Origin of the sequence: Alcanivorax sp. NBRC 102024 (genome assembly GCF_001602235.1) — a bacterium.
Classification (GTDB): domain Bacteria; phylum Pseudomonadota; class Gammaproteobacteria; order Pseudomonadales; family Alcanivoracaceae; genus Alcanivorax.
In genome coordinates, this window is sequence record NZ_BDAS01000001.1 from 354758 (window position 1) to 379506 (window position 24749).

Here is a 24749-nt window from a genome sequence, read left to right on the forward strand (position 1 = left end):
CCGGGAGCCTCTGGCCCAAATAACCAGAACGGGAAAGCGCGATGAAATTCTCAATCAATAGAGAACAACTGCTCAAGCCCCTGCAACAGGTGGCCGCAGTGGTGGAAAAACGGCAGACACTGCCGGTGCTGTCCAATGTCTTGCTGGAAGTCGGCGATGGACAGCTTTCCATGACCGGCACCGATCTGGAGCTGGAGCTGGTGGCTCGCCTGCCCCTGGAGGGGGAGCACCAGGCAGGTGAAACCACAGTCCCGGCCCGCAAGCTGGTGGATATTGCCAAGAGCCTGCCGGCGGAAGCCGACATTCGCTTTGAAGTGGATGGCGAGCGCATGCTGGTCCGTTCCGGTCGCAGCCGTTTCACCCTCTCTACCCTGCCTGCCTCCGAGTTTCCCAATCTGGAAGAAGATGCCGCTGGCTCCACGCTGGATATTCAACCGGGGGTATTGCGGGGTCTGATTGATCGCACCGCCTTCTCCATGGCCCAGCAGGACGTGCGCTATTACCTCAATGGCATGCTGTTCGAGCTGAAGCCGGGGCGTCTGCGCGCGGTGGCCACCGATGGCCATCGTCTGGCCCTGTGTGATGCTGAGCTGGATATGCCGGTGGAAGAAGCCTCGGTGATTCTGCCCCGTAAAGGGGTGATGGAGCTGTCCCGTATTCTTGGCGATGCCGGTGAAAATGCTCGCCTGACCGTGGGGCGCAACCACGTCCGTATCGTGGTCGGGGCGATTACGTTTACCTCCAAGCTGGTGGACGGCAAGTTCCCCGAGTACGACCGGGTGATTCCGAAAGAGGGGTCTCGCACTATCATTGCGGATCGGGAAACCCTGCGTCAGGCTCTGGCCCGGGTAGCGATCCTGTCCAACGAGAAATACCGGGGTGTGCGGGTGCAGTTGTCTGAGGGCAGCCTGCGCATCGTTGCCAACAACCCGGAGCAGGAAGAAGCGGAAGAAGAAGTGTCCGTGGACTTCAATGGTCAGCCCCTGGAGATTGGCTTCAATGTGAGCTATCTGCTGGATGTGCTGAATACCATGGCCGGCACCCAGGCAGAGCTGGAAATGGGTGACAGCAACAGTAGCGCCCTGGTGCTGGATCCGGAGAGCAAGGCGGCCCTGTATGTGGTGATGCCCATGCGGTTGTGATCGCTGGCTGATCCCAGGTCTGCAAAAACCCGGCTGCGATGCCGGGTTTTTTTTGCTTAAGTGTTCTGTGTTCTGTTCCTTTCCATTTAGGCGCTGTGCCCTGCCCCTCTCCCTGGGCTACAATCGAGTGATTCATTTCTGGCCGCAATGACGGCCTCCCTGGTTGTGTAGTGGGTGGATTCCTTTCTATGTTGAGTCGTCTCCAGCTCGGAGATTTTCGCAATTACCGTCAGCTGGACATTGCCCTCTCCCCTTCCCTGAATGTGATCCTGGGCGACAACGGCAGTGGCAAGACTAGCCTGCTGGAGGCCATCTATTTTATTGGCAGCGGCGGCCGGTCGTTCCGCGGTGGCAGGTTGTCCCGGCTGGTCCGTGACGGTGCCCCGGCGGCTACCCTGTATGCGGAAGTCGTGTGCGAAGAGAAGCATCATCGGTTGGGGGTGCGACGTACGCCTGGGGGGATTGATGCCATCAAGCTGAATGGTGAGACCCCAAAAGCCCTCAGTGAAGTGGCTGGACTCTTGCCGGTCCTGGCGCTACACCCCACTTCCGTGGAGCTGGTTTTTGGTGCCTCGGCCCTGCGACGGCGTTTCATGGACTGGGGAATGTTCCACGTGGAACATGAGTTTATGCCGGTATGGCGCACTGCCTCGGCAGCCCTGAAGCAACGAAATGCCCTGCTGCGTACCGGGCGTCCGAACCCACGGGAACTGGGGTTTTGGGACCAGCAACTGGCCCAGACTTCTGATAGAATCGAAGGGTTACGCCGTCGCTATTTGCAGGCGCTGCAGACGGGGCTGGATACGGTGTTGTCCCATCTGGCACCGGAGCTGAAAATTCGCGTCCAGCTGCAGACGGGGCTGCAAAAAGATGAGAGCTATGCGGATGCGCTGTCTCGCCTGCGCCAGGATGATATCCGGCGTGGGTTTAGCCAGGCAGGGTTTCACCGCAGTGATATTCGTATTGAAACCCGGGGCGTGGTGGCACGAGATCGCCTCTCCCGGGGCCAGGCCAAGCTGGTTGCCTATGGCCTGGTGCTGGCTCAGCTGCCCCTGATCAGTCAGGCGGGTAAAGTCTGTACCTTGCTGGTGGATGATCTGGCGGCAGAGCTGGACGAAGAACACCGTAATCAAATGCTGGGGTTTCTGGCCTCCACAGGTCACCAGACACTGATTACCGCACTGGATCTGCCTCAATGGGAGGCGGTGGTGCAACAGAATAAAGCGTTACGGGCGATCGAGAGCAAAATGTTCCACGTGGAACATGGCCAACTTCGGCCCCTCACCGGGAGTGAATAAGGAAATACCATGGCGGAGAAAAATTACGATTCATCCAGCATCAAGGTGCTGAAAGGGTTGGACGCCGTTCGCAAGCGCCCTGGCATGTACATCGGGGATACGGATGATGGCACTGGCCTGCACCATATGGTCTTCGAGGTGGTGGATAACTCCATCGACGAAGCCCTGGCTGGGTTCTGCTCCGAAATCCGGGTGGTGATTCATCCGGATGAATCCGTGTCCGTCCAGGACAATGGGCGGGGTATTCCTGTGGACATGCACGAAGAAGAAGGCGTGTCTGCCGCTGAAGTGATCATGACCGTGCTCCACGCCGGGGGCAAATTCGACGACAACACCTACAAGGTGTCCGGCGGCCTCCATGGTGTGGGGGTTTCCGTGGTAAATGCCCTCTCCGAAGAGCTGAAATTGACCATTCGCCGTAACGGCCAGGTCCACGAACAGATCTACCGTCATGGTGTACCGGCGATGCCGCTGGAAGTGGTAGGCAATACCGACAGCAGCGGTACCGCCATTCACTTCCGCCCGTCTGCTGAGACCTTCACCAACATCAAGTTTCACTACGATATCCTGGCCAAACGCCTGCGGGAGCTCAGCTTTCTGAACTCCGGCGTGCGTATCCACCTGCTGGATGAGCGTAACGGTGAAGAGGATGTGTTCGAGTATGAAGGGGGTCTGAGTGCCTTTGTCAGCTATCTGAACGAAAACAAGACGCCGCTGAACCAGGTATTCCATTTCCAGTTTGACCGGGAAGAAGACGGTATCGCCGTGGAAGTGGCCATGCAGTGGAACGATTCCTACCAGGAAAACCTGTTCTGCTTCACCAATAATATTCCCCAGCGGGATGGGGGTACCCACCTGGCCGGGTTCCGGGCTGCCCTCACCCGCACCCTGAACAGCTATATGGAAAAAGAAGGTCTTCTCAAGAAAGAAAAGGCCAACCCCACCGGGGATGATGCCCGGGAAGGGCTTACCGCGGTGATTTCCGTGAAGGTCCCCGATCCCAAGTTCTCCAGCCAGACCAAAGACAAGCTGGTGTCGTCCGAGGTGAAAAGTGCGGTCGAGCAGACCATGGGCGAGCTGTTCCAGGATTACCTGCTGGAAAATCCCCAGGAAGCCAAGGCCATTTCCTCGAAGATCATCGATGCGGCCCGGGCCCGGGATGCCGCCCGTAAAGCGCGGGAAATGACCCGTCGTAAGGGCGCCCTGGATATCGCCGGCCTGCCCGGCAAACTGGCGGACTGCCAGCAGAAGGACCCTGCCCTGTCTGAACTCTATATCGTGGAGGGTGATTCTGCGGGGGGCTCTGCCAAACAGGGTCGAGACCGCAAAAATCAGGCGATCCTGCCGCTCAAGGGCAAGATCCTCAACGTGGAAAAAGCGCGTTTTGACAAGATGCTGTCTTCCCAGGAAGTGGGCACCCTGATTACCGCCCTGGGCTGCGGGATCGGCCGTGACGAATACAATGTGGAAAAACTCCGCTACCACCGCATCATCATCATGACGGATGCGGACGTGGATGGGTCCCACATCCGTACCCTGTTGCTGACGTTCTTCTTCCGTCAGATGCCGGAACTGATCGAACGGGGTTACGTCTACATTGCCCAGCCACCGCTCTACAAGGTGAAGAAAGGCAAGCAGGAGACCTATCTCAAGGATGACCTGGCCATGGAGGAGTATCTGACCACCCTGGCGCTGGAAAAAACCGCGCTTTATCCGGGGGACGATGCCCCGCCTATCAGTGGTGAGCCCCTGGCGAACCTGATTGCGGAATACCGCAATGTGATGAAGATTGTCGACCGACAGTCCCGGGTGTTCCCCAAGGAAGTGCTGGAGCAAATGATCTACATGCCCTCTCTCAGCGAAGAGGGCCTGAAGGATCAGGCGGCCATGGACGACTGGTGCCAGGTGCTTGGCAAACGGGTGGATGCCATTACCGATGCGACCCAGACCTTTACCATTACTGCTGCCAGGGACGAGGAACGGGGCCTGTATCTGCCACGTGTGCAAGTGCTCGCTCACGGTGTACCCCGCGAATACCGGGTAACTCTGGATTTTCTGCAGTCACCGGACTATCAGAAAATCAAGGCGCTCGGGGAAACCCTGGAAGGTCTGCTGGCCGCCGATGCCTATATCCAGCGTGGCGAGACCCAGCGCTCCATTCGCCACTTCGCGGATGCTCTGGAATGGCTGATGGTGCAGGCCCGTCGTGGTACCAGCTTCCAGCGTTACAAGGGGTTGGGTGAAATGAATGCGGAGCAGCTGTGGGAAACCACCATGGACCCGGAAAGCCGCCGCATGTTGCAGGTCACCATCGAAGACGCCATCGCAGCAGATCAGATCTTTACCTGCCTGATGGGTGACGATGTGGATCCGCGCCGGCAATTCATTGAGTCGAATGCCCTGCAGGTGTCCAACCTGGACGTGTAAGGGTGATGTGGGAGCCGCTTGCAGGTAATGGTATTTCGCTTGCAGGCAGGCTCCCATGCAAGGCGAGTCACCAGGTAGGAGTATCGAGTCGCGAAAACCGGAATATTTGACTCTGGATTTTGCCTTTCGATACCCGCTTCTCGTCACTCGACACTGTGGTGTCACATAAAAAAAGCGAACCCGAAGGTTCGCTTTTTTTGTGCCTTGTCGGCTGAAACGCGCTGCGATTTATACAGCGAAATCTTCCAGCTTGGCGCCCTTCTCCAGTGCGCCCTGCAGCCACAGCGGACGTTTGCCACGGCCGGTCCAGGTGTTGCTGCTGTCGTTCGGGTCGCGGTATTTCACCTTGGCCGGACGACGCACGCCACTGGCTTTCTTCTTGGTGGCTTTCTTGCGGGTGGCTTTCTTTTTGCCGGCGGTGTCCTTCAGCAATGCTTCCGGAGAAACGCCCAGATCCTTGGCCATCTTCTCAAGTACCGCCTGGGCATTCTTCAGCTCAGCCTTGCGTTTCTTGTCCAGTGCGGATTCTGCTTGCTTGATCAGTTTTTCCAGTTCATCAACGGAAAGTTCATCAAGATTAATGCTCATTGAGTAGCCCTTGTTATCGATGATTAACAGCGGCACAAACTCTAGTTATTTTACCGGGCAAAGGCAATTAAACTCGTGGCAGATAAATAATAAAAAAACGATTTGAATCGCTTATCCAGGATAATGCTGGTGAATCCACGTTTCCGCTTCTTCGGTAATCGCCTTGGCCTTTTTTCCATCACTGTGAATCGGTGGGCTGATGCGAAGGGTAATGGTGCCCGGCAGGCGTATCCAGGAACGGGCCGGCCAACAGTTTCCACTGTTATGGCTGATCGCCACCACCGGCACACCGGCCTGGCAAGCCAGCATGGAACCACCGTGATTGAATTTCCCCAGGGTGCCCGGAGCCTGACGGGTTCCTTCCGGGTAAATGACCACGGGAATGCCCTGCCCCAGTCGTTGCTTGCCCTGTTGCAACACGGATTTTAACGCCGCACTGCCATTACGCCGATTGATGGTAATGGGTTTAAGCAATGCCAGACCCCAACCAAAGAAAGGCAGCCACAGTAACTCGCGTTTCAGAACCGTGGCCTGGGGGCTGATCAGCAACTGCATATAGAAGGTTTCAAAACTGCTCTGGTGATTTGCCAGTACCACGAAGGCGCCGGGGGGCAGATTGTCCTGACCTTCCACCTTTATACGAACGCCATTGAGGTGTTTCAGCAACCACATGGCAAACCGGGTCCACAGGTTAACGAATTGATACCGGCGTCGGTAAGGCAGGAAGGGACCGATCAGAACACAGAAAAAACTGTGGATAATGCCAGCCAGGTTATACAGCACGAAGAAGAGGACGCTGCGGATCTTGATCGACAGCGAGTAATGCGTGTGCTGGGTCATGCCTAATCCTTCAACATATTATCCGTAAAATCGGCCAGAGAATGATAAACGTCCACCTGACCCAGTGTGGCGGGCAAACCCTTGTCCTGTGTTTTTAATCCCTTGCCGGTTAATACCAGTACCGGTTTGCAACCCCGGGCAACCCCGGCTTCCAGATCCCGTAGGCTATCACCAATCATGGGGACGCCGGTGACATCGCCATACTCGGTAACAATCTGGTCAATCAGACCGGGTGCGGGTTTACGGCAGAGGCAACCATCATCCGGTCCGTGGGGGCAATAAAAGATCTTGCCCATCTCTCCACCGGCGTCACGAACCAGATCCGTCAGACGTTTATGCATGGCATCCAGTGTTGCCACCGTGAAATAGCCACGGGCAATACCGGATTGGTTGGTGGCGACCACTACGGTATAGCCTGCCCGGCTGAGCCGGGCAATGGCGTCAATGCTGCCCGGCAGGGGAATCCACTCGTCCAGTGTCTTGATATAGGCGTCGGAGTCTTCGTTGATGACACCGTCGCGGTCGAGGATGATGAGGTTGTTCATGGATTCTTGCCCAATACCAATCGTGTCCGCAGGAGCCATGCTCGCATGGCGAAAGGGTTTCAGGTTAGCAACACGTTACCGGAAAAATTGAAGGCGCTCCTACGGATAAACAAAGGCCGCTGGAAAGCGGCCCTGTTTTTTTCGCGTGCTTGCCTGAAGCGTGTTGCGTGCAAGCGCCCATTTATTCCTGCAGCAGACTGATATCCGCCACATTCAGGAACAGGTCGCGCAGGAAGGCCAACAGCGCCAGACGGTTATTGCGTACGGCCTCGTCGTCCGCCATCACCATGACGGTGTCGAAGAAGGCATCCACCGGTTCACGCAGTTCGGCCAGCATTTCCAGCACGCCCTGGTAGTCACCTTTTTCCAGCAGCGGTTCGGACTGCTCGTAGCTGGCCACCACCAGGTTGGTGAGAGTCTGCTCGGCCTCGTCTTCCAGCAGTGCGCCGTCGATTTCCTCCGGCGGTGCCTGATCCAGCTTGGCGAGGATATTGGACACCCGCTTGTTGGCAGCCGCCAGCGCCTGGGCTTCTTCCCGGGGCTGGAAGGCAGCGACGGCTTTTACCCGACGATCGAAATCCAGGGGCTTGCGGCAGGCGTCATCGATGGCCAGCACCGACAGGATCACCGGCGTGGCAATGCCCTGCTCCTGGTAGATGGCCCGGTAGCGCCCCTTGATGAACTCGAAGGCTTCCGCGGCGTCGGCGCGGTTGATGCGCAGCTCCAGTTGATCACCGGCTTTTTCCAGCAGGTACTGCAGGTCCAGGTCCAGCTGGTTTTCGATGATGATGCGCAGCACCCCCAGGGTGGCCCGACGCAGGGCGTAGGGGTCCTTGGTGCCGCTGGGTTTCTGGCCGATACCGAAGATGCCCACCAGGGTATCGATCTTGTCGGCCAGGGACACGGCCATGCCGGTCTTGCTTTGCGGCAGCTTGTCGCCAGCGAAACGTGGCAGGTACTGTTCGTACAGCGCCTGGGCTACCTCGTCCGGCTGACCTTCCAGCCGCGCCAGATAGAAACCCATGATGCCCTGCATGGTGTCGAACTCGCCCACCATCTCGCTGTTCAGGTCGGCCTTGCTCAGTTCACCGGCCAGTTTTGCCTGTTCGGCATCGCCACCAATCTGCTCGGCGATAAGGGCGGCCAGGCCACCAATGCGGGCGCACTTGTCGGCCACGGTACCCAGCTTCTGCTGGAACACCACATTGGCGAGCCCCTTGCCGTGCTGGGCCAGAGTCTTCTTGCAGTCGTTGTCGTAAAAGAAGGCCGCATCCGCCAGACGGGGACGAATCACCTTCTCGTTACCGTGGATCACCTGTTGGGCATCCTTGGACTGGATATTGCTGATGGTGATAAAGCGGGGCATCAGTTTGCCGTCGCCGTCCAGCACGGAGAAATACTTCTGGTGCTCTTCCATGGCGCTGATCAGGGCTTCCTGGGGCACACGCAGGAAGTCCTCATCGAAGCTACCCATCAGGGCCACGGGCCATTCCACCAGCGCGGTGACTTCGTCGAGCAGGTCCGGGTCGATCTGTGCGGTGCCGCCAGCTTCTTTGCCGGCGGCGATGGCCTGCTCTTCAATCATGGCCTTGCGGCGAGCAAAGTCGGCGATCACATGACCGTCTTTTTCCATGCGTTCGGCGTACTCGCTGGCAGTGGCCAGCTCGATGGCCCCGGGGGCATGGAACCGGTGGCCGTAACTGGTGCGGCCGGCCTGCAGATCCAGCAGCTCGAAAGGCACCACCTCGTCACCGAACAGAGCCACCAGCCAGTGGGCCGGGCGCACAAACTGCACCTTGCGTTTGCCCCAGCGCATGCGCTTGGGGATCGGCAGCTTCTGTACCGCCTGGGCAACGAAGTCGGGAATCAGCTCGGCGGCGGGTTTGCCCTTCTCGGTGATCTGGGCTACCAGGCGCTCCCCTTTACCGGTGTCCTGACGGCCCAACTGATCCACGCTCAGACCCAGAGAGGACGCAAACCCTTGCGCGGCCTTGGTGGGGTTACCGTCCTTGTCGAAGGCCGCCTGTACGGCCGGGCCCTGGCGTTCGATATCGCGATCCGCCTGCTTGTCATCCAGGCCACGCACCAGCACAGCCAGACGACGTGGGGCGGCGAAGCTTTCTACCTCACCATGGTTGAGGCCGGCTTCGTCCAGTTGGCGGACAAACTCTTCTGTCAGCGCCGCACTCAGGGTGGGCAGCGCCTTGGGGGGCAGCTCTTCGGTGCCCAGTTCGATCAGTAAATCCCGGGACATTATTGCTTCCCCTTCTTTTTGTCGGCCTGCTTTGCGGCCTTGTCATCCTGCTTTTTCAATTCCGTCTCCACTTCCTCGCGGATGCTGGCATCCGCCATGGGGAAGCCCAGCGAACGGCGCTTGTCGAAGTAGGCCTGGGCCACGGCCCGGGCCAGGGTGCGCACACGCAGAATAAAGCGCTGGCGTTCGGTGACGGAGATGGCCTTGCGGGCATCCAGCAGGTTGAAGGTGTGGGAGGCTTTCAGCACATACTCATAGGCAGGCAGCGGCAGGCCCGCCTCGATCAGTTTGGTGGATTCGCCCTCGAACAGGTCGAACTGCTTGAACAGCTCTTCCACATTGGCGTGTTCGAAGTTGAACGTGGACATCTCGATTTCGTTCTGCAGGAACACATCGCCGTAGGTGACCTTGCCGAAGGGACCATCGGACCACACCAGGTCGTAGACCGAATCCACGCCCTGGATATACATGGCCAGGCGTTCCAGACCGTAAGTGATCTCGCCGGTGACCGGGTAGCAGTCGATGCCGCCCACCTGCTGGAAGTAGGTGAACTGGGTCACTTCCATACCATTGAGCCACACTTCCCAGCCCAGACCCCAGGCCCCCAGGGTGGGGGATTCCCAGTTGTCTTCCACAAAGCGGATATCGTGGACCAGCGGATCAAAGCCCAGCATGCGCAAGGAACCCAGATACAGTTCCTGGATATTGTCCGGCGACGGTTTCAGTACCACCTGGAACTGGTAATAGTGCTGCAGCCGGTTGGGGTTTTCCCCGTAGCGCCCGTCGGTGGGCCGGCGGGAAGGCTGCACATAGGCACTGTTCCAGTTTTCCGGGCCAATGGCGCGCAGGAAGGTGGCCGGGTGAAAGGTACCCGCGCCCACTTCCATATCCAGGGGTTGTACGACCACACACCCCTGCTCGGCCCAGTACTGTTGCAGGGCCAGAATCAGGCCCTGGAATGTCATGATGTCCGTCTGCGGTTGTTCCGCCATGCTGAATCCCGTTGTTCGATTTCGATTTGCCCCAAAAAGCAGGCGCCAAGTATACCGGGCCGACCGGGCCGGTGATACCGCTGGCCGGATGACTACTGACAGCAGGGTGTCAGGAGAGAACCGGTAGAATGACGCACCAGGCCGGCTCGGGTAATGTCGAAGGCCAGAGGGAAATCACCAGCGTGATAACAGGGAAAGAGCATGCGACGCGCGGAACGCTTGTTTCAGATCGTGCAGATTATCGGTGCCAGCCAGTGGACTACTGCCCAGGCGTTGGCCGAGCGGCTGGCGGTATCGGAACGGACCATTTATCGGGATATCGATCACCTCTCCGCCAATGGCGTGCCGGTCTATTCCCAGGCAGGCAAAGGGTATGCGTTGCTCGAGGGCTACCAGCTGCCGCCGCTGATGTTCAGCGTGGAGGAATGGCAGGCCCTGCTCACTGGCCTGGCCATGGCCCAGGGCTGGGCGGGCCGGCGCCAGGCGGAAGCCCTGCGTGCGGTGCAGGAAAAACTGGCCATGGCGGTGCCGGCCCAGTTGCGCGCCATGACGCCACCGGTGAGCGCCCCGCCGCTACCGGAGCGGCGCATGCTGGGTGCCCTGCTGGATCCGCTGCAGCAGGCCATCGCCGAACGGGCCAAGGTGCGCCTGCATTACCGGGATCTGCAGGAGCAGCACAGCAAGCGGGTGATCTGGCCCCTGGGGCTGTACTTCTGGGGCCACTGCTGGACCCTGGCGGGCTGGTGTGAACTGCGCGGTGCGTTCCGGCATTTCCGGGTGGACCGTATTGTTATCCTGCAGACCCTGGAAGACAGCTACCCGGTGCGCCCCGGCCAGACCCTGGCGGATTACGAAGCGTCTTTTGACTGTGAAACCACAAAAGAGAAAAGTGATGAACGACCGCTGTCCCTGGTGCGGGGATGACCCGCTCTATCAGCACTACCACGATCACGAGTGGGGAGTGCCGGAGTATGATGATCAGGCCCTGTTTGAATGCCTGAATCTGGAAGGTGCCCAGGCCGGGCTGAGCTGGATTACCGTACTGCGCAAGCGCGAGCATTATCGCCAGGTCTTCGATGGCTTCGACGCGCAGAAGATTGCCCGCTATGACGACCGCAAGGTGGCCGCCCTGCTTCAGGATCCGGGCATCATCCGCAATCGGTTGAAAGTGGCTGCCACCATTGGCAATGCCCGCTCCTATCTGGCGTTGCGCGAAGAGGGCCGCACCCTGAGTGACTTTCTCTGGGACTTTATGGAGGGGCAACCGCAGATCAATCACTTCCGTACACTCAAGGAGGTGCCCGCCTCCACCCCGGTGGCCGAGGCCATGAGCAAGGCCCTGAAAAAACGGGGCTTCAAGTTTGTCGGCCCCACCATCGTCTACGCCTTCATGCAGGCCACCGGCATGGTCAACGACCACCTCACCACCTGCCCGCGGCATCGGGAACTCTTATAACGCCCTAACCTTTATCGTAGGAACGTAGCGAATAGCGTCGCTGGCTGCGCGATCACGGCAGTATCGAGTTGCGAGAAGCGAGTTTCGAAAGTCAAAGCCGGGACAGCCTGGTTTTCGCTTCTCGCTTCTCGTACCTCGCGACTGGGTTATAGCGTATTGAAAAGTTGGTACAGCCCTTGCTCTGTATAAGAAACCAGACAAGGACAGTACGGTGAACAGGCCATGAACAATGTAAAACCCATCGCCATCATCAAGACTGGCAGCACCTTCCCGCAGATCAGCGAGCACTACGGGGATTTCGATGCCTGGATACACCAGGGGCTTGGATCGACCACCGGGGTTATGGTGATTGATGCGGACCGCAGGGGGCGGCTGCCAGACTTGAGCGCGCTGGGAGGCGTGGTGATTACCGGTTCCCATGCCATGGTCACCGATCAGGCGCCATGGATGCGGCAGTTGATGCGCTGGCTGTATACCCTGATCCATGAAGCGGTGCAGGTGCCCGTGCTGGGGTTGTGTTTCGGCCACCAGCTGTTGGCTCGCACCCTGGGCGGTGAAGTGGCGGACAATCCCATGGGACTGGAAGTGGGCACCGTGGCCCTGCGCCTGACCGCTGCCGGACGCCAGGATGCCCTGTTAGGTGCCATCGCAAAACACCCGTGGGCACAAGTGGTGCACCGTCAGTCAGTACTGACTCCGCCACCCGGCGCCACGGTCCTGGCCAGCAATGGCCACGACGCCTGCCAGGCCTTCCGTTACGGGGACCGGGTCTGGGGCGTGCAGTTTCATCCGGAATTCAGCGCCGATGTGATGCGCGCCTATCTGCAGGCGCTGCGTGGTGAGGGGCTGACCCAGCAGCAGGTGGACAGCCACCTGCCGGAAGTGCGCGAATGCGATGATGCCAGCGCTATCCTGGGTCGGTTTGCGCGATTGTCGGCGGTGCAGGTGGCGTAGCGAACCGGTGCCGTAGGAGCGTCGCTGGCGGCGCGATAACCCAACTTTTGGAATCGCGCCGCCAGCGACGCTCCTACCAAAAGCCCTGCTTACTCGCCCTGCCCTGAACCAAACACTGCCCCGAGTAAGGCACTGCCCTGCTGCATGGGATTCTGGCGGATCAGCGCTTCCTGTTCACCGATGCGGGTGTAGAGCTCGTCCATACTGTTATCGATGACGTAGCTCTCCAGGTTCAGATTGGGCTTGTTAGTCAGTGGCAACTTATCGTAGACCGCAAGCAGGCTCTTGTATTGATCATAGAAGCCGGTCTTTTTCAGGTTGTCTTCCACGATCGGCTGGTAGCGTTGACGGAGACTGCTTTCGGTTTCCCCGCGGAAGTAGGATGTGGCGGCGGTATCGCCCCCGCGGATAATGCCCAGGGCGTCGTTGACGCTCATGTTGCTGATGGCCTGCTTGAACACCGGGGCGGCTTCGGCCACGGCCTGTTCGGCACCCCGGTTCATGGCCGTTTCCACCTTGTCCACATAGCTGCCGAAGCCGAATTGGCGCAGGGTATCGGCAACGGGCTGGGCCGCCGCGGGCAGCTTGAGATTGAAGGCTCCGGTCTGGGAAAGCTGGGTGCTGGCCCGGTCGGTGCCCGTGATCAGGGCTTCCTTGATGCCTGCTGCCAGTTTTGAGTCGGTGTCGTAGCCGGCGTTCTTGGCCATCTGGTTGCCCGCGTCTATCCAGGGCATCGCCCCTTCCATGGTTTTGCAGCCGGCCAACACCAGCAATCCCACCAGTACCCAAAGTTGTTTCATGCCACACTCTCCTTATGGTTTGCGGCCAATGCTACTGCATTCCGGGCTGGCTGCTAAATGCGTATTGCTTATTGTAGGAGCGGCGCTTGAGCCGCGAATCATAGTTGCGAGGCCTTCGTAGGCAGATTCGCGGCTCAAGCGCCGCTCCTACGGATATATCGAGAGTGCCATGACTCACCCCGACTACCGCGAACAGCACAAAAAACGCCTGGCCTATATGCCCTGGCTCTACGGTCGCCTGAAAGCAAAACATCGTGCCTGGGCGGAACCCTGGCAGCGGGAGATCCAGCAGCAATTGATGGCACTGGAGACCGTGCGTTTCGGGGAGGCCTGCTTTGTGGCGCCCCAGGCAGTCCTTCTTGCGGAGCCGGGTCGCGACATTATCGTGGCAGATGGCTGCCAGATCGCTGCAGATTGTGTTATCCATGGCCCGGTCCGCCTGGGTGAGCGGGTCAGTCTCAACCATCATGTGACCCTGGATGGCGGGGCCGCGGGCATCCACATTGGGAACGACACCCGCATTGCCGCTTACTGCACACTCTATGCGTTTAATCATGGACTGGACGCGGTTCGCCCCATCCGCGAGCAGCCAGTGACCTCGAAGGGTATCCGCATCGGCCGGGATGTGTGGATCGGCGCCCGGGCTGGCATCGTTGATGGGGTCACTATTGGTGACCACGCGGTGGTTGGCATGGGGGCCGTGGTGACACGGGACGTGGCGCCCTGGACCATCGTTGCCGGCAACCCGGCCCGCCCCGTGGGCCGACGGCCCGGGGCACCGGAGCCCGCGCGACCTGTCGATCCCTCCTGTTGAACACCCCGCCACATAATCGGTAACAGCTTCTTTGTTGAACAGCGTTTAGCTATGTTATTTATTAAACACTGTTGAACAAAAAGACGAGTCCGGTGTAGTGTCTGATTGGCGACTTGAGACTGAGCAAACAGGTTTTGCAGCCAATCCCGCAACGGCAGGCAGAATGGGGTCGCTTATGGCACAGTTGAGATCCACCGCGACGGGACGGTTCTGGCAAGGCTGCAACTGTCCGCAAACCCTGCCAATGTGGGCGTGACCGTTCTATGGCGCTCACAGGGGCCGCAAGGAACATCGTCATCAACAATAAGGAATCCAGGTGGCACGTCGTAACCAACACAGCCGTGAGGAACTGCAAGCGTTGGCCGTTCATGCGGTACGCGAGCTGGTGGCAGAACAGGGACTGGCGAAACTCAGTGTGCGCAAGGTGGCGGAGCGCATCCGCTATACCCCGGGCATGCTCTATCATGTGTTTGCCAACCTGGATGATCTGATTCTCCACGCCAATGCTGCCACCCTGGATGTGCTGTTGGCAGAGATTGAAACCGTCAGTACAGGCTCACCACAACGGGTCCTGCATCACATGGCCAGTGCCTACCTGGCGCTGGCGAGGGAGCAGACCGCCCTGTGGCAGATGGTATTCATGCATCGCATGCAGAAAGCGGCGCCGGTGCCGGACTGGTATCAGCAGCGTACGGCCAGTCTGTTTGCCCGGGTAGAGCGGCAGATGGCACGGCTGGCGGAAGGTCAGTCAGACAGTGCCATTCACCTGGCCGCCCGCACCCTGTGGAGTAGTGTTCATGGCATCGCGGTACTGGCAGCGGAAAACAAACTGGATGTGGCCGGGGATGTGGATGAGCAGGCCATGCTGGATTCGTTGCTGGAAAACTATCTGAACAGCTGGGCGGGGTAGATCCACGGGAGACGGCTTCTCCAGGAAAAGAAAGGTCGCGCGCAGGGTGCAATGAGTCATGCGAATGGCACTGATTCATTGTGTAGTCACGAGGTACGAGTTTCGAGGAGTGAAAAGCAAAGCCGGGTTTGCCTCTCGAAACTCGTACCTCGTAACTCGCTCAACCTGAATGGATCCCGGCCTCGACGCCAACGGAAAAACCAATAAGGAACGGACAGTGAAAAAAGGGTTGCTCTCTCTACTGGCGTCACGCCGATTCGGGCCTTTCTTCTTTACCCAGTTTCTCGGCGCCTTCAACGACAATGTCTTTCGCCAGGCGCTGATACTGCTGATTGCTTCTGGCGCGGTTACGGCGGTCAGCGTCAACACCCTGAACAACGTGGCCCTGGCCCTGTTCATTCTGCCGTTCTTCCTGTTCTCTGCCCTGGCCGGCCAGGTGGCGGATAAATACGACAAGGCCTCACTGGTCCGCAAGATCAAATTTGTGGAAGTCTGCATCATGTCCGCCGCCGCCGTGGGCTTCTTCTTTGACGCGGTGTATTTCCTGCTTGGCGTACTGTTCTGCATGGGCCTGCAGTCCACCTTCTTTGGCCCGATCAAGTATTCCATCATTCCCCAGCAACTGGACGACAAGGAACTGGTATCCGGTAATGCCCTGGTGGAAATGGGCACTTTCCTGGCCATTCTGCTGGGTTCCATTTCCGGCGTGCTCCTGAAAATGGAGGGTGTGGGCGATGGCGTGGTGGCCGTGGCAGTGGTGGGCCTGGCGCTGCTGGGTTATCTGGCCGCCCGGGGTATTCCCTCGGCGCCGGCGGCGGATGAGACGCTGACGTTGAACTGGAACCTGTGGAAGGAAACCTGGCATATCGTCGGTTATGCCCGGGAAGTGAAATCCGTGTGGATGTGTGTGCTGGGGATTTCCTGGTTCTGGTTTCTTGGCGCGGCCTACACCACCCAGCTCAAGGTCTATGTGGATGACTACCTGCTGGGTACCGACGGCCTTTATGCTCTGCTGCTGGGGACCTTCTCCATCGGTATCGGCCTGGGCTCCTTCCTGTGTGAAAAACTGTCCGGCAAACGGGTGGAACTGGGTCTGGTGCCGCTGGGCTCCATCGGCCTGAGCGTATTCGGTATCGATCTGTTCTTTTCCTATGCCGGGCTGGAAGGCAGCGGCCAGGTGGATATTGCGGGTTTTCTGCAGCAGGCTGGCGGCTACCGGGTGTTGATGGACCTGCTCGGTATCGGGGTGTTCGGCGGTTTCTACATCGTGCCGCTGTTTGCCTTTATCCAGCACCGCAGCAACCCCAAACACCTGTCGCGGATCATTGCCGCCAACAATATTCTCAATGCCCTGTTGATGGTGGGCTCGGCGGTGGCCGGCATCGTGCTGGTGGGCATGCTGGAGCTGACCGTGCCCCAGTTCTTCCTGGCCCTGGCCCTGGCCAATGTGCTGGTAGCGTCCTACATTTATTCGGTGGTGCCGGAATTCCTGATTCGTCTGCTGGTGTGGATGCTGACCCACACCATGTATCGGGTGAAGCATCACGGGATGGAACACATTCCCGACGAGGGGCCCTGCATGCTGGTGTGCAACCACGTGAGCTATGTGGATGCCCTGCTGCTGGCCGGGGCCATCCGTCGCCCGGTGCGGTTTGTCATGTTCAAGCCGATCTATGACATGCCGTTGCTCAACTATATTTTCCGTACCGGCAAGACCATTCCCATCGATTCCAAAGTCCGTAACCCGGCGATCTACGAGCGGGCCTTTGTGCGAATTCGCGAGGAACTGGAAGCCGGAGAGGTGGTGTGTATCTTCCCGGAAGGGAAACTCACCGACGACGGAGAGGTGGCGGAATTCCGCGCCGGTATCGAAAAGATCGTTGCTGATTATCCGGTACCGGTGATTCCCATGGCCCTGTCGGGCCTGTGGGGCAGTTTCTTCAGCCACAAGGGCGGCAAGGCCCTGACCCGGCTACCGCGCCGGTTCTGGTCGCGGATCAAGCTGGCAGTGGGAGAGGCCGTAGCGCCGCAACAGGTCCGCGCTGAGGATCTGCGTGAGCGGGTGCTGGCCTTGCGTGAGCGGCCATAGAGCATGGCTGGCACAGGTTGCGTAATCCATACGCACGGTAACTTGCACAAAAATGAAAACCGAGCACACTCAATAATAAAGCGGTCCTTGTTCCGTCGATCTTGCCCGACCCGGCGATAGCGATAAAACCTCGTCAAGCCTCAAGGACCCGAAACCACAATAAAAACAGGAAACAATCGTGTCTGATTCGCCACTCTCGCCCGCCGCCCTGCGGGCGCGGATACAGCATTTGTTATATCAACTGCCGCCGGTACAGCGTGCCGATGAACGCCTGCATCAGGTGGAGCAGGATGTGCTTCAGGGATTAAAGCATCGTCTCGAAGGGCTGGAGTCCCCCGGCAGCCTGGCGGGGGCAGCGGACAGTTTCCAGCAGTTGCTGGAAGTGTCCATGGAGCAGAGCCAGGAGCAGGCCCGTGCCATGCTGGTCAGCCAGATCCTGGCAGGCACCACCGCCGATGAAGCCCGTCTGCTGGCGGCGCTTTCCGATGGCAGTGGTTTCCCCATGCTGACGCTGTACACCGGTGGTCGTCTTTCGCCGGGGGTAGTCCATTATCGCCATTCCAATATCGGCAGAGCGGCCGGCATCCAGTGCACGGATTTTATCGCCTTCTATCTGAGCCGCCTGTTCGCCCGCGGTCTGGTGGTGGCTGCCGGCTTCAGCGAAGCGCGACGTACCGATTATGAATTGCTGGAAGGTGACAGCGATTACCGCAAGGCCGAAGAAGCGCTGAAAGCGCACTCCCCGAAACTGAAAGTCCGTCGTGAAACCCTCCACATGAGCCCGTTGGGCAGCAAGGTGTGGGCGTTGCTGGGTGAAGACGCAGCGAGCGAGGAGTAACCCATGATTACCGATATCAATCTGATTCTGGCGGACATCCAGGCCAACTGGCTGCTTTATCTGGCCATGCCGTTTGTGGCCGCGGCCATTGGTTATTACACCAAGGTGGTGGCCATCAAGATGATGTTCAAACCCCTGAAGTTTGTGGGCTGGCGACCTTTCCTGGGCTGGCAGGGCATTGTGCCGCGCAAGGCCGCCACCATGGCCAGTATCGCCTGCGACCTGATGATGGAGCGGCTGCTCAAACCCGAGGATGTGTTCGACAAGCTGGATCCGCAACGGGTGGTAAAGGAAATCCGCGAACCACTGATCCGCTCGGTGGAAGATATCACCCGCGAGGTAGCCGCCGAATATCAGCCCGGCCTGTGGGAGTCCGCGCCGGAATCGGTGAAGAACCTGATTATCCAGCGCATCCAGAATGAAGCACCGCACATGGTCGAGCAGATCATGACGGACATCAAAAGCAACATTACCCGGGTGTTTGATCTCAAGGATCTGGTCACCAGCGCGCTGGTGCGTGACAAGGAGTTGCTCAACCGGGTGTTTCTGGAAGCCGGCCATGTGGAGTTCAAGTTCATCCGCAACTCCGGCATCTACTTCGGTTTTGCCATCGGTATTGTTCAGGCCATTGTCTGGGCCATGACCCATAACATCTGGGTGATTCCGCTGTTCGGGCTGTTCACTGGCTGGTTCACCGACTGGCTGGCGCTGAAGATGATCTTCAACCCGAAACAGCCGGTGCGCTATCTGGGCCTGTTCGAATGGCAGGGCCTGTTCCTGCGTCGTCGCAAACAGGTGGCGGCCCGTTATGGGGAACTGGTAGCCACGGAGATCGTCACCCCGGCGGCGGTGATCGGTGCCATCCTTACCGGGCCCATGTCCGACCGGCTGTTTGGCCTGGTGCAGAAACAGGTGCAGCGAACCATGGACGAACAGGCGGGTCTGGCCAAGCCGCTGGTGGTCTTCGCCGTGGGCAGCACCCGCTATCAGGAAATGAAGCGCTCCGTGTCCGAGAAGGTGATGCAGCATCTGCCGGAAACGCTCACCCATATGGAAGCCTACGCCGAAGAGGCCATGGACCTGAAAAACCTGCTGGTCACCAAGATGCAGGAACTCACCGAGGAAGAATTCGAGGGGTTGCTCAGGCCGGCCTTCCAGCAGGACGAGTGGATTCTGATTACCGTCGGGGCGTTACTCGGGTTCCTGGTCGGCGAGTTGCAGGTGCATGTGATGCTCCACTTTGCGGTACCCGTGGGGTGAGTCGCGAGTGACGAGTTTCGAGAAGCGAAAACCGGTCCTTCCCGAATGCCGTTTTTGCCTTTCGAAACTCGCTTCTCGTTACTCGTTACTTGTTTCCCCAAATGTAAGACATTGCCCACTATCCTTTCCCGGAATGCCCTCTAGAATATTCTCCTTTCACGTTGACTGACTGGGGGAACATTCATGCTCAAGGACAAACTCAAAGGGGCCCTGCCCGTACCCAAACTGATCGGCGCCGTCATTGGTGTGCTGGTCCTGGTGGTGGTTGCCAATAAATCGATTTTCTATGCCGAACCCGGCTATGTGTATCACGTTCGCACTATTACCGGTCAGGAACAGGTGGTGTCGGATGTGGGTTACCAGTTCTTCTTCTTCGGTCGCTGGAATTCCTGGAAACGGGCGCTGACCGTTCAGGCGGTCAAAGGCGGCAGTGAAAACCTGGACTATGTGGAAGTGGAGAGCTCGGAGACCTCCGCCGCCCTGCCACCCCAGAACATCATGTTCCTGGACCAGGTGGACGCCAATGCCCAGGCCACGGTGCGGTTTACCATTCCTTCCGACAAGGAAAGTTTCCTGCAGCTGGCCCATGAATACCGGAACCCGGCAAACCTGCTGCGCACGGCGCTGATTCCCGCCTTCAAGGAAACCCTGCAGGCCAATGCGTCGCTGATGAGTGCCGAAGAGTACTACTCCGGCGGTCGTACCGAGTTCAATACCGAATTCGAAAACCAGATGATCAATGGCATCTATATCGTTCGCCGCGAAGAGATCAGCGAAAAGAGAGTGGGCGATGTGAGAGGCAGCGCCAATGTTGCCATGGGCACCCAGCAGCAGGACTACGGCGATGATTCCAAAGTGGTCTTCGTGGTGCGCAAGATGCTGGACGATACCGGCATCCCGCGCCGCAAGTCCCAGCGGTTTATCGACTACGGTGTGTCCGTGGTGGAAGCCCGTATCACTCAGATGGATCCGAACCAGCGCTTCGTCGAGCGTATGCAACTGAAGCAGAAAGCCTCTGCGGATCGGGCCATTGCCCGGGAACAACGGGTGCAGGAAGAAGAGCAGCGACTGCTGGCCATTGCCCGGGGTGAGCGGGAAGTGGCCGAGCGCCAGGCCAAGGCCAAGGTGGACCAGATCCAGCGCACCACGGAAGCGGAAACCGAGAAACAGCTGGCCATTACCGAAGCGCAGAAAAAACAGGAACAGGCGGAAATCGACAAACAGACCGCCCAGGTGAACCTGGAGAAAGCGCGCATCGAGGCGGAAACCCGTCGCACCCTGGCCGATGCAGAGGCCTATCAGAAAAAGGCCGTGCTGCAGGCAGACAACGCCCTGGCCCAGAAACTGGATGCAGAAATCGAGATCCAGAAAATCTGGGCAGAAGCCTTCGCCCAGCGCAAGGTGCCGCAATATGTGTTTGGCGGTGGCGACGGGAATACGCCCACCGGCTCGGATTCCGAAACCAAGGCGTTCATGCAACTGCTGACCATGGATGCGGCCAAACGGCTCAACTACGACCGTGATGTGAAGAACTAATCACGCAAACAAACGCCTGCAGTGGTATCGACGACGCTGCAGGCGTGCTTCTTGAGGGAGGCCCCGGCGGCGCAGTCACTTGCTCCCCTTTCCCCGAAGCCGCTACAGTACCGCCATGCTGCAAATCACACCCAACCTGTCCCTGCCGGAACAGGAAATCGATCTTCAGGCAATCCGTGCCCAGGGCAGCGGCGGCCAGAATGTGAACAAGGTGGCCTCGGCGATCCATCTGCGCTTCGATATCCGGGCCTCTTCCTTGCCGGAACGGTACAAGGAACGGTTACTGGCCCTCAGTGACCAGCGCATCACCAGTGATGGGGTGGTGGTCATCAAGGCCCAGCAATTTCGCACCCAGGAAATGAACAAGGAAAACGCCCTGGCCCGGCTGGCCCAGTTGATCAAAGGCGTGACGGTGGAGCAGAAAAGCCGCAAACCGACCCGGCCCACCCTGGGCAGCAAACGGCGGCGCATGGACAGTAAAACCAAACGCGGCAGGACCAAGTCCCTGCGCGGCAAGGTGGATCCGGGCTAAAGGGAGAATCTGACGCCTTCGGCCAGGCCGAGGGCTGTCTTGTCGCCTGCCGCCGTCCTGACACAAACCCTCTTTCCCTTGGCGTCATCGGACCACACTCTTCACGCTCCCCTTTGTTAAGCTTGGGCTCGCTGAGTTCATCACGGAGCCAACACCATGAAAGCCATCACCACCACAGGCTGGGGCCTGTCTGCCAAACTGACCCTGGAAACCGCGTCCGCCCCTGCCCGTTTGGGCGCCAACGATGTGCTGGTGCAGGTACACGCCGCGTCCGTGAACCCCAAGGACTGGAAGCTGAATTACCACGCGGCGGTGGCTTTCACACCATTGCTGGTGACCAAGTTGCCGCCCTTCTTCGGTGATGATCTGGCGGGTGTGATCATCGACAAGGGCAGCAAGGTGCAGGACTTCGAGATTGGCGATGCGGTTTACGGGATGGACATGCGTCCACGCACCGCATCACTGGCCGAGTTGACCCGTATCGATCAGAAGCGCATTGCCAAGAAACCGCCATCGCTCACGTTTCAGCAGGCAGCGTCCATGCCGTTGGCCGCCCAGACTGCCCTGCAAGGCCTGAAAAAGGGCAAGGCGGAAGCCGGAAAGACGGTACTGATCATTGGTGCTTCCGGCGGTGTCGGGACCTTCGCGGTACAGATCGCCAAGGCCATGGGGCTCCATGTCACCGGCGTATGCAGTGGCCGCAACGCGGAGTTTGTCCAGGAACTGGGTGCCGATGCCATCATTGACTATACCCAGGGGGATTACCGGAAAACCGTCGGTCCGTTTGATCTGGTATTTGATGTGACCTCCTACGAATCCCCGCTCACCTGTGATGGGCTGATCGGTGACGATGGCTGGTTTATTTCCACCGGCGGTGATGCCCGCTCCATGTTGATCACCCCGTTCTACCGGGTGTTCGGCAAGCATTGCGGCACCGTGGTGGTGGAATCCTGGACACGGGACCTGGACACCCTGTCGGACCTGGTGGAGAGCGGCAAAGTGCGCCCCATCATCGACAGCGTTTTTTCTCTCGCGGAGAGCCAGCAAGCCTATGAGCGCAGCCGCACGGGCAGGTGTCGGGGCAAGGTGGTGATCGAGGTAAGCCCCTGAGGGAAAGGAATTGTTGGAGCCTTGCTCGCAAGGCGAATTGCCCCGGGTGTTCAAGCCCTTCGCTTTGCGAGCAAAGCTCCAACGGTTAGCGGAAGCGGCAGTAAGCGATCGTTACGCCAACCCGGCCTTGGCTGCCCGCGCCGCGTGCAGTTTCCTGTAGCTTTCAATCAGGCGCTGATGTTTCTCCAGGCCTTCCAGCTGCATGCTGGTGGGCGTGAGGCCGTGGAAACGGACGGTGCCATTCACGGATCCCTCCACCGCATCCAGGGTCTCTTTACCAAACATGCGCTGGAAGTTAACCCGATAATCTTCCAGCTCCAGCTCGTCATCCAGGGTGACTTCCAGCACCGCACGCATGGCCTGGTAGAACAGACCGCGTGCCACCGTGTTGTCGTTGAACTGCAGAAACATGTCCACCAGTTCCAGCGCGTCCTCATGACGCTGTAGCGCCAGATGGATCAGCAGCTTCAGTTCCAGCACGGTGAGCTGGCCCCACACGGTGTTCTCGTCGAACTCGATACCGATCAGGGTAATGATGTCCGTGTAGTTGTCGATCTGGCTTTCTTCCAGCCGCTCAGCCAGCTGGCTGAGCTGGTCGTCGTCAAGACGGTGCAGGTTGAGAATGTCTTCCCGGTAATCCAGCGCCATGTTGGTGTTGTCCCAGATCAGGTCTTCCACCGGGTAGACCTCGGAAAAGTCCGGCACCAGGATCCGGCAGGCCGGCGCACCCAGTTGATCGTACACCGCCACGTAGGCCTCTTTTTCCAGATCGTCGAGAATGGCGAACAGCCGCGCGGCTTCTTCGTCATTGGTTCCGGAAAAATCCCACTCACAGAATTCTTCATCCGCCTGGGCACTGAAGAAGCGCCAGCTCACCACCCCGGTGGAATCAATAAAGTGCTCCACGAAGTTGTTGGGCTCGGTGACTTCCTGGCTGTTGAAGGTGGGCGGTGGCACATCGTTTAACCCTTCGAAACTGCGGCCCTGCAGCAGCTCGGTCAGACTGCGCTCCAGCGCCACCTCGAAACTGGGATGGGCGCCGAAGGAGGCAAACACCCCGCCGGTGCGCGGGTTCATCAGTGTTACGCACATCACCGGGAACTGGCCGCCCAGGGAGGCATCCTTCACCAGCACCGGGAAGCCCTGTTCCTCCAGCGCCTGGATGCCTTCCACAATGCGCGGATACTTGGCCAGCACACTGTCGGGCACATCCGGCAGGGCAATTTCTTCCTCGATAATATGCTTCTTCACCGCCCGCTCGAAAATTTCTGACAGGCACTGCACCTGGGCTTCGGCCAGGGTATTGCCGGCGCTCATGCCGTTGCTGAGAAACAGGTTTTCGATCAGGTTGGAGGGGAAGTACACCGTCTCGCCGTCGGAGTGGCGGACAAAAGGCAGTGCGCAGATGCCCCGGTCCACCCGGCCAGAGTTGGTATCAATCAGGTTGGAGCCGCCCAGCTCCCCGTCCGGGTTGTAGATGCCCAGGCAGTAGTCATCCAGGATGCCTGCGGGCAGCGCATCATTGGGGCCGGGTTTGAACCACTTTTCGTTGGGGTAATGCACGAAGTCGCTGTCGGCAATGTCTTCACCGAAGAACTGGTCGTTGTAGAAGAAGTTGCAGTTGAGCCGCTCGATAAACTCGCCCAGCGCCGAACACAGGGCCGCTTCCTTGGTGGCGCCCTTACCGTTGGTAAAACACATGGGCGAGGCCGCATCGCGGATATGCAGGGACCAGACATGGGGCACGATATTGCGCCAGGAGGCAATCTCAATCTTCATGCCGAGTTCCTCGAGGATGGCGCTCATGTTGGCGATGGTCTGCTCCAGAGGCAGATCCTTGCCCTCGATAAAGGTGCGGTGTTCGGCGTCCGGTTTCACCATCAGCAGGGCCTGGGCGTCCTCGTCCAGATTGTCCACTTCCTCGATCTGGAATTCCGGCCCGGTCTGGATCACCTTCTTGACGGTGCAGCGGTCGATGGAGCGCAGAATCCCCTGGCGGTCCTTCTCGGAAATATCCTCCGGCAGCTCCACCTGGATGCGGAAGATCTGGTTATAGCGGTTTTCCGGGTCGACGATATTGTTCTGGGACAGGCGGATATTGTCCGTGGGGATATCCCGGGCCTTGCAGTACACCTTCACGAAATAGGCCGCGCACATGGCCGACGAGGCCAGGAAATAGTCAAACGGACTGGGCGCCGAGCCATCGCCCTTGTAGCGGATCGGCTGATCGGTGATGACGGTGAAGTCATCGAATTTGGCTTCCAGGCGAAGGTTATCGAGGAAGTTGACGTTGATTTCCATGGCGGGGCTACCGGGGTTGCGAAATGGCGGGCGAAGGGTCGCCATTATCCCGGTTTTAAACGC

At 59.0% G+C, this 24749-nt stretch carries 21 protein-coding genes; 14 read left to right on the top strand and 7 right to left on the bottom strand.

The genetic code is table 11. The features are described 5' to 3' along the window. Positions 1 to 41 precede the first annotated feature (41 nt). The 3 genes from dnaN to gyrB all read left to right on the top strand — a co-directional run bounded on the left by dnaN (position 42) and on the right by gyrB (position 4867). Positions 42 to 1142, top strand: coding sequence for a DNA polymerase III subunit beta (gene dnaN, locus A0251_RS01645; protein ID WP_062815085.1), 1101 nt, complete (start codon positions 42 to 44; stop codon positions 1140 to 1142). A gap of 188 nt (positions 1143 to 1330) precedes the next feature. After that, complete coding sequence (gene recF, locus A0251_RS01650; RefSeq protein WP_062815086.1) at positions 1331 to 2440, top strand: DNA replication/repair protein RecF; 1110 nt, start codon at positions 1331 to 1333, stop codon at positions 2438 to 2440. 9 nt (positions 2441 to 2449) lie between these two features. Continuing rightward, positions 2450 to 4867 (top strand): DNA topoisomerase (ATP-hydrolyzing) subunit B, encoded by a 2418-nt coding sequence (gene gyrB, locus A0251_RS01655; protein ID WP_062815087.1) that lies wholly within the window; start codon positions 2450 to 2452, stop codon positions 4865 to 4867. A gap of 228 nt (positions 4868 to 5095) precedes the next feature. Here gyrB and A0251_RS01660 read toward each other — a convergent pair whose 3' ends face one another. The 5 genes from A0251_RS01660 to glyQ form a co-directional block, all read right to left on the bottom strand. Beyond that, entirely contained in the window at positions 5096 to 5455 is a 360-nt protein-coding gene (locus tag A0251_RS01660) for an H-NS family nucleoid-associated regulatory protein (RefSeq protein ID WP_062815088.1), read from the bottom strand. A gap of 111 nt (positions 5456 to 5566) precedes the next feature. Then, positions 5567 to 6295 carry a 1-acyl-sn-glycerol-3-phosphate acyltransferase gene (locus A0251_RS01665; protein ID WP_062815089.1) on the bottom strand — a complete coding sequence of 243 codons (729 nt, stop codon included), beginning with the start codon at positions 6293 to 6295 and terminating at the stop codon, positions 5567 to 5569. 2 nt (positions 6296 to 6297) lie between these two features. Further along, complete coding sequence (gene gmhB / locus A0251_RS01670; RefSeq protein WP_062815090.1) at positions 6298 to 6840, bottom strand: D-glycero-beta-D-manno-heptose 1,7-bisphosphate 7-phosphatase; 543 nt, start codon at positions 6838 to 6840, stop codon at positions 6298 to 6300. Positions 6841 to 7021: 181 nt separating this feature from the next. Beyond that, the gene (gene glyS / locus A0251_RS01675) at positions 7022 to 9094 is read right to left on the bottom strand and encodes a glycine--tRNA ligase subunit beta (protein WP_062815091.1); all 2073 of its coding nucleotides are present in this window, start codon (positions 9092 to 9094) and stop codon (positions 7022 to 7024) included. Continuing rightward, positions 9094 to 10086, bottom strand: a complete 993-nt coding sequence (glyQ, locus tag A0251_RS01680) for a glycine--tRNA ligase subunit alpha (RefSeq protein ID WP_062815092.1) — start codon at positions 10084 to 10086, stop codon at positions 9094 to 9096. Before glyQ ends, glyS begins: the two co-directional genes overlap by 1 nt. Before the next feature lie 201 nt (positions 10087 to 10287). On the opposite strand from glyQ, the gene A0251_RS01685 reads away from it, so the two are divergent. From A0251_RS01685 to A0251_RS01695, 3 genes are all read left to right on the top strand, one after another. Next, entirely contained in the window at positions 10288 to 11010 is a 723-nt protein-coding gene (locus tag A0251_RS01685; RefSeq protein WP_062815093.1) for a YafY family protein, read from the top strand. Continuing rightward, a complete protein-coding gene (locus A0251_RS01690) occupies positions 10979 to 11542 on the top strand; it encodes a DNA-3-methyladenine glycosylase I (protein ID WP_062815094.1) in 564 nt (187 codons plus the stop codon). Before A0251_RS01685 ends, A0251_RS01690 begins: the two co-directional genes overlap by 32 nt. A gap of 222 nt (positions 11543 to 11764) precedes the next feature. Then, positions 11765 to 12496: a glutamine amidotransferase gene (locus tag A0251_RS01695; protein ID WP_062815095.1), complete on the top strand. Its 732-nt coding sequence runs from the start codon at positions 11765 to 11767 to the stop codon at positions 12494 to 12496. An 89-nt stretch (positions 12497 to 12585) separates the two neighbouring features. Here the strand turns inward: A0251_RS01695 and A0251_RS01700 are convergent, their stop codons facing one another. Continuing rightward, positions 12586 to 13296, bottom strand: coding sequence for a DUF4197 domain-containing protein (locus tag A0251_RS01700; RefSeq protein WP_062815096.1), 711 nt, complete (start codon positions 13294 to 13296; stop codon positions 12586 to 12588). A 169-nt stretch (positions 13297 to 13465) separates the two neighbouring features. On the opposite strand from A0251_RS01700, the gene A0251_RS01705 reads away from it, so the two are divergent. The 8 genes from A0251_RS01705 to A0251_RS01740 all read left to right on the top strand — a co-directional run bounded on the left by A0251_RS01705 (position 13466) and on the right by A0251_RS01740 (position 22385). Then, the gene (locus tag A0251_RS01705; protein ID WP_062815097.1) at positions 13466 to 14110 is read left to right on the top strand and encodes a DapH/DapD/GlmU-related protein; all 645 of its coding nucleotides are present in this window, start codon (positions 13466 to 13468) and stop codon (positions 14108 to 14110) included. A 316-nt stretch (positions 14111 to 14426) separates the two neighbouring features. Next, positions 14427 to 15020 (top strand): TetR/AcrR family transcriptional regulator, encoded by a 594-nt coding sequence (locus A0251_RS01710; RefSeq protein WP_062815098.1) that lies wholly within the window; start codon positions 14427 to 14429, stop codon positions 15018 to 15020. A gap of 169 nt (positions 15021 to 15189) precedes the next feature. After that, positions 15190 to 17109, top strand: coding sequence for an MFS transporter (locus A0251_RS01715; RefSeq protein WP_082810724.1), 1920 nt, complete (start codon positions 15190 to 15192; stop codon positions 17107 to 17109). Positions 17110 to 17287: 178 nt separating this feature from the next. Further along, a complete protein-coding gene (locus A0251_RS01720) occupies positions 17288 to 17947 on the top strand; it encodes a hypothetical protein (protein WP_231866000.1) in 660 nt (219 codons plus the stop codon). Positions 17948 to 17950: 3 nt separating this feature from the next. After that, entirely contained in the window at positions 17951 to 19207 is a 1257-nt protein-coding gene (locus tag A0251_RS01725) for a DUF445 domain-containing protein (RefSeq protein WP_062815100.1), read from the top strand. A 183-nt stretch (positions 19208 to 19390) separates the two neighbouring features. Beyond that, positions 19391 to 20743, top strand: coding sequence for an SPFH domain-containing protein (locus A0251_RS01730; protein WP_062815101.1), 1353 nt, complete (start codon positions 19391 to 19393; stop codon positions 20741 to 20743). Between the two features lie 115 nt (positions 20744 to 20858). Beyond that, the gene (arfB, locus tag A0251_RS01735; protein WP_062815481.1) at positions 20859 to 21275 is read left to right on the top strand and encodes an alternative ribosome rescue aminoacyl-tRNA hydrolase ArfB; all 417 of its coding nucleotides are present in this window, start codon (positions 20859 to 20861) and stop codon (positions 21273 to 21275) included. A gap of 156 nt (positions 21276 to 21431) precedes the next feature. Next, on the top strand, positions 21432 to 22385 hold the full coding sequence (locus A0251_RS01740; RefSeq protein WP_062815102.1) for an NAD(P)-dependent alcohol dehydrogenase: 954 nt from the start codon (positions 21432 to 21434) through the stop codon (positions 22383 to 22385). A 111-nt stretch (positions 22386 to 22496) separates the two neighbouring features. Here A0251_RS01740 and A0251_RS01745 read toward each other — a convergent pair whose 3' ends face one another. Then, positions 22497 to 24686 carry an OsmC domain/YcaO domain-containing protein gene (locus tag A0251_RS01745; RefSeq protein WP_062815103.1) on the bottom strand — a complete coding sequence of 730 codons (2190 nt, stop codon included), beginning with the start codon at positions 24684 to 24686 and terminating at the stop codon, positions 22497 to 22499. Positions 24687 to 24749: the final 63 nt, after the last annotated feature.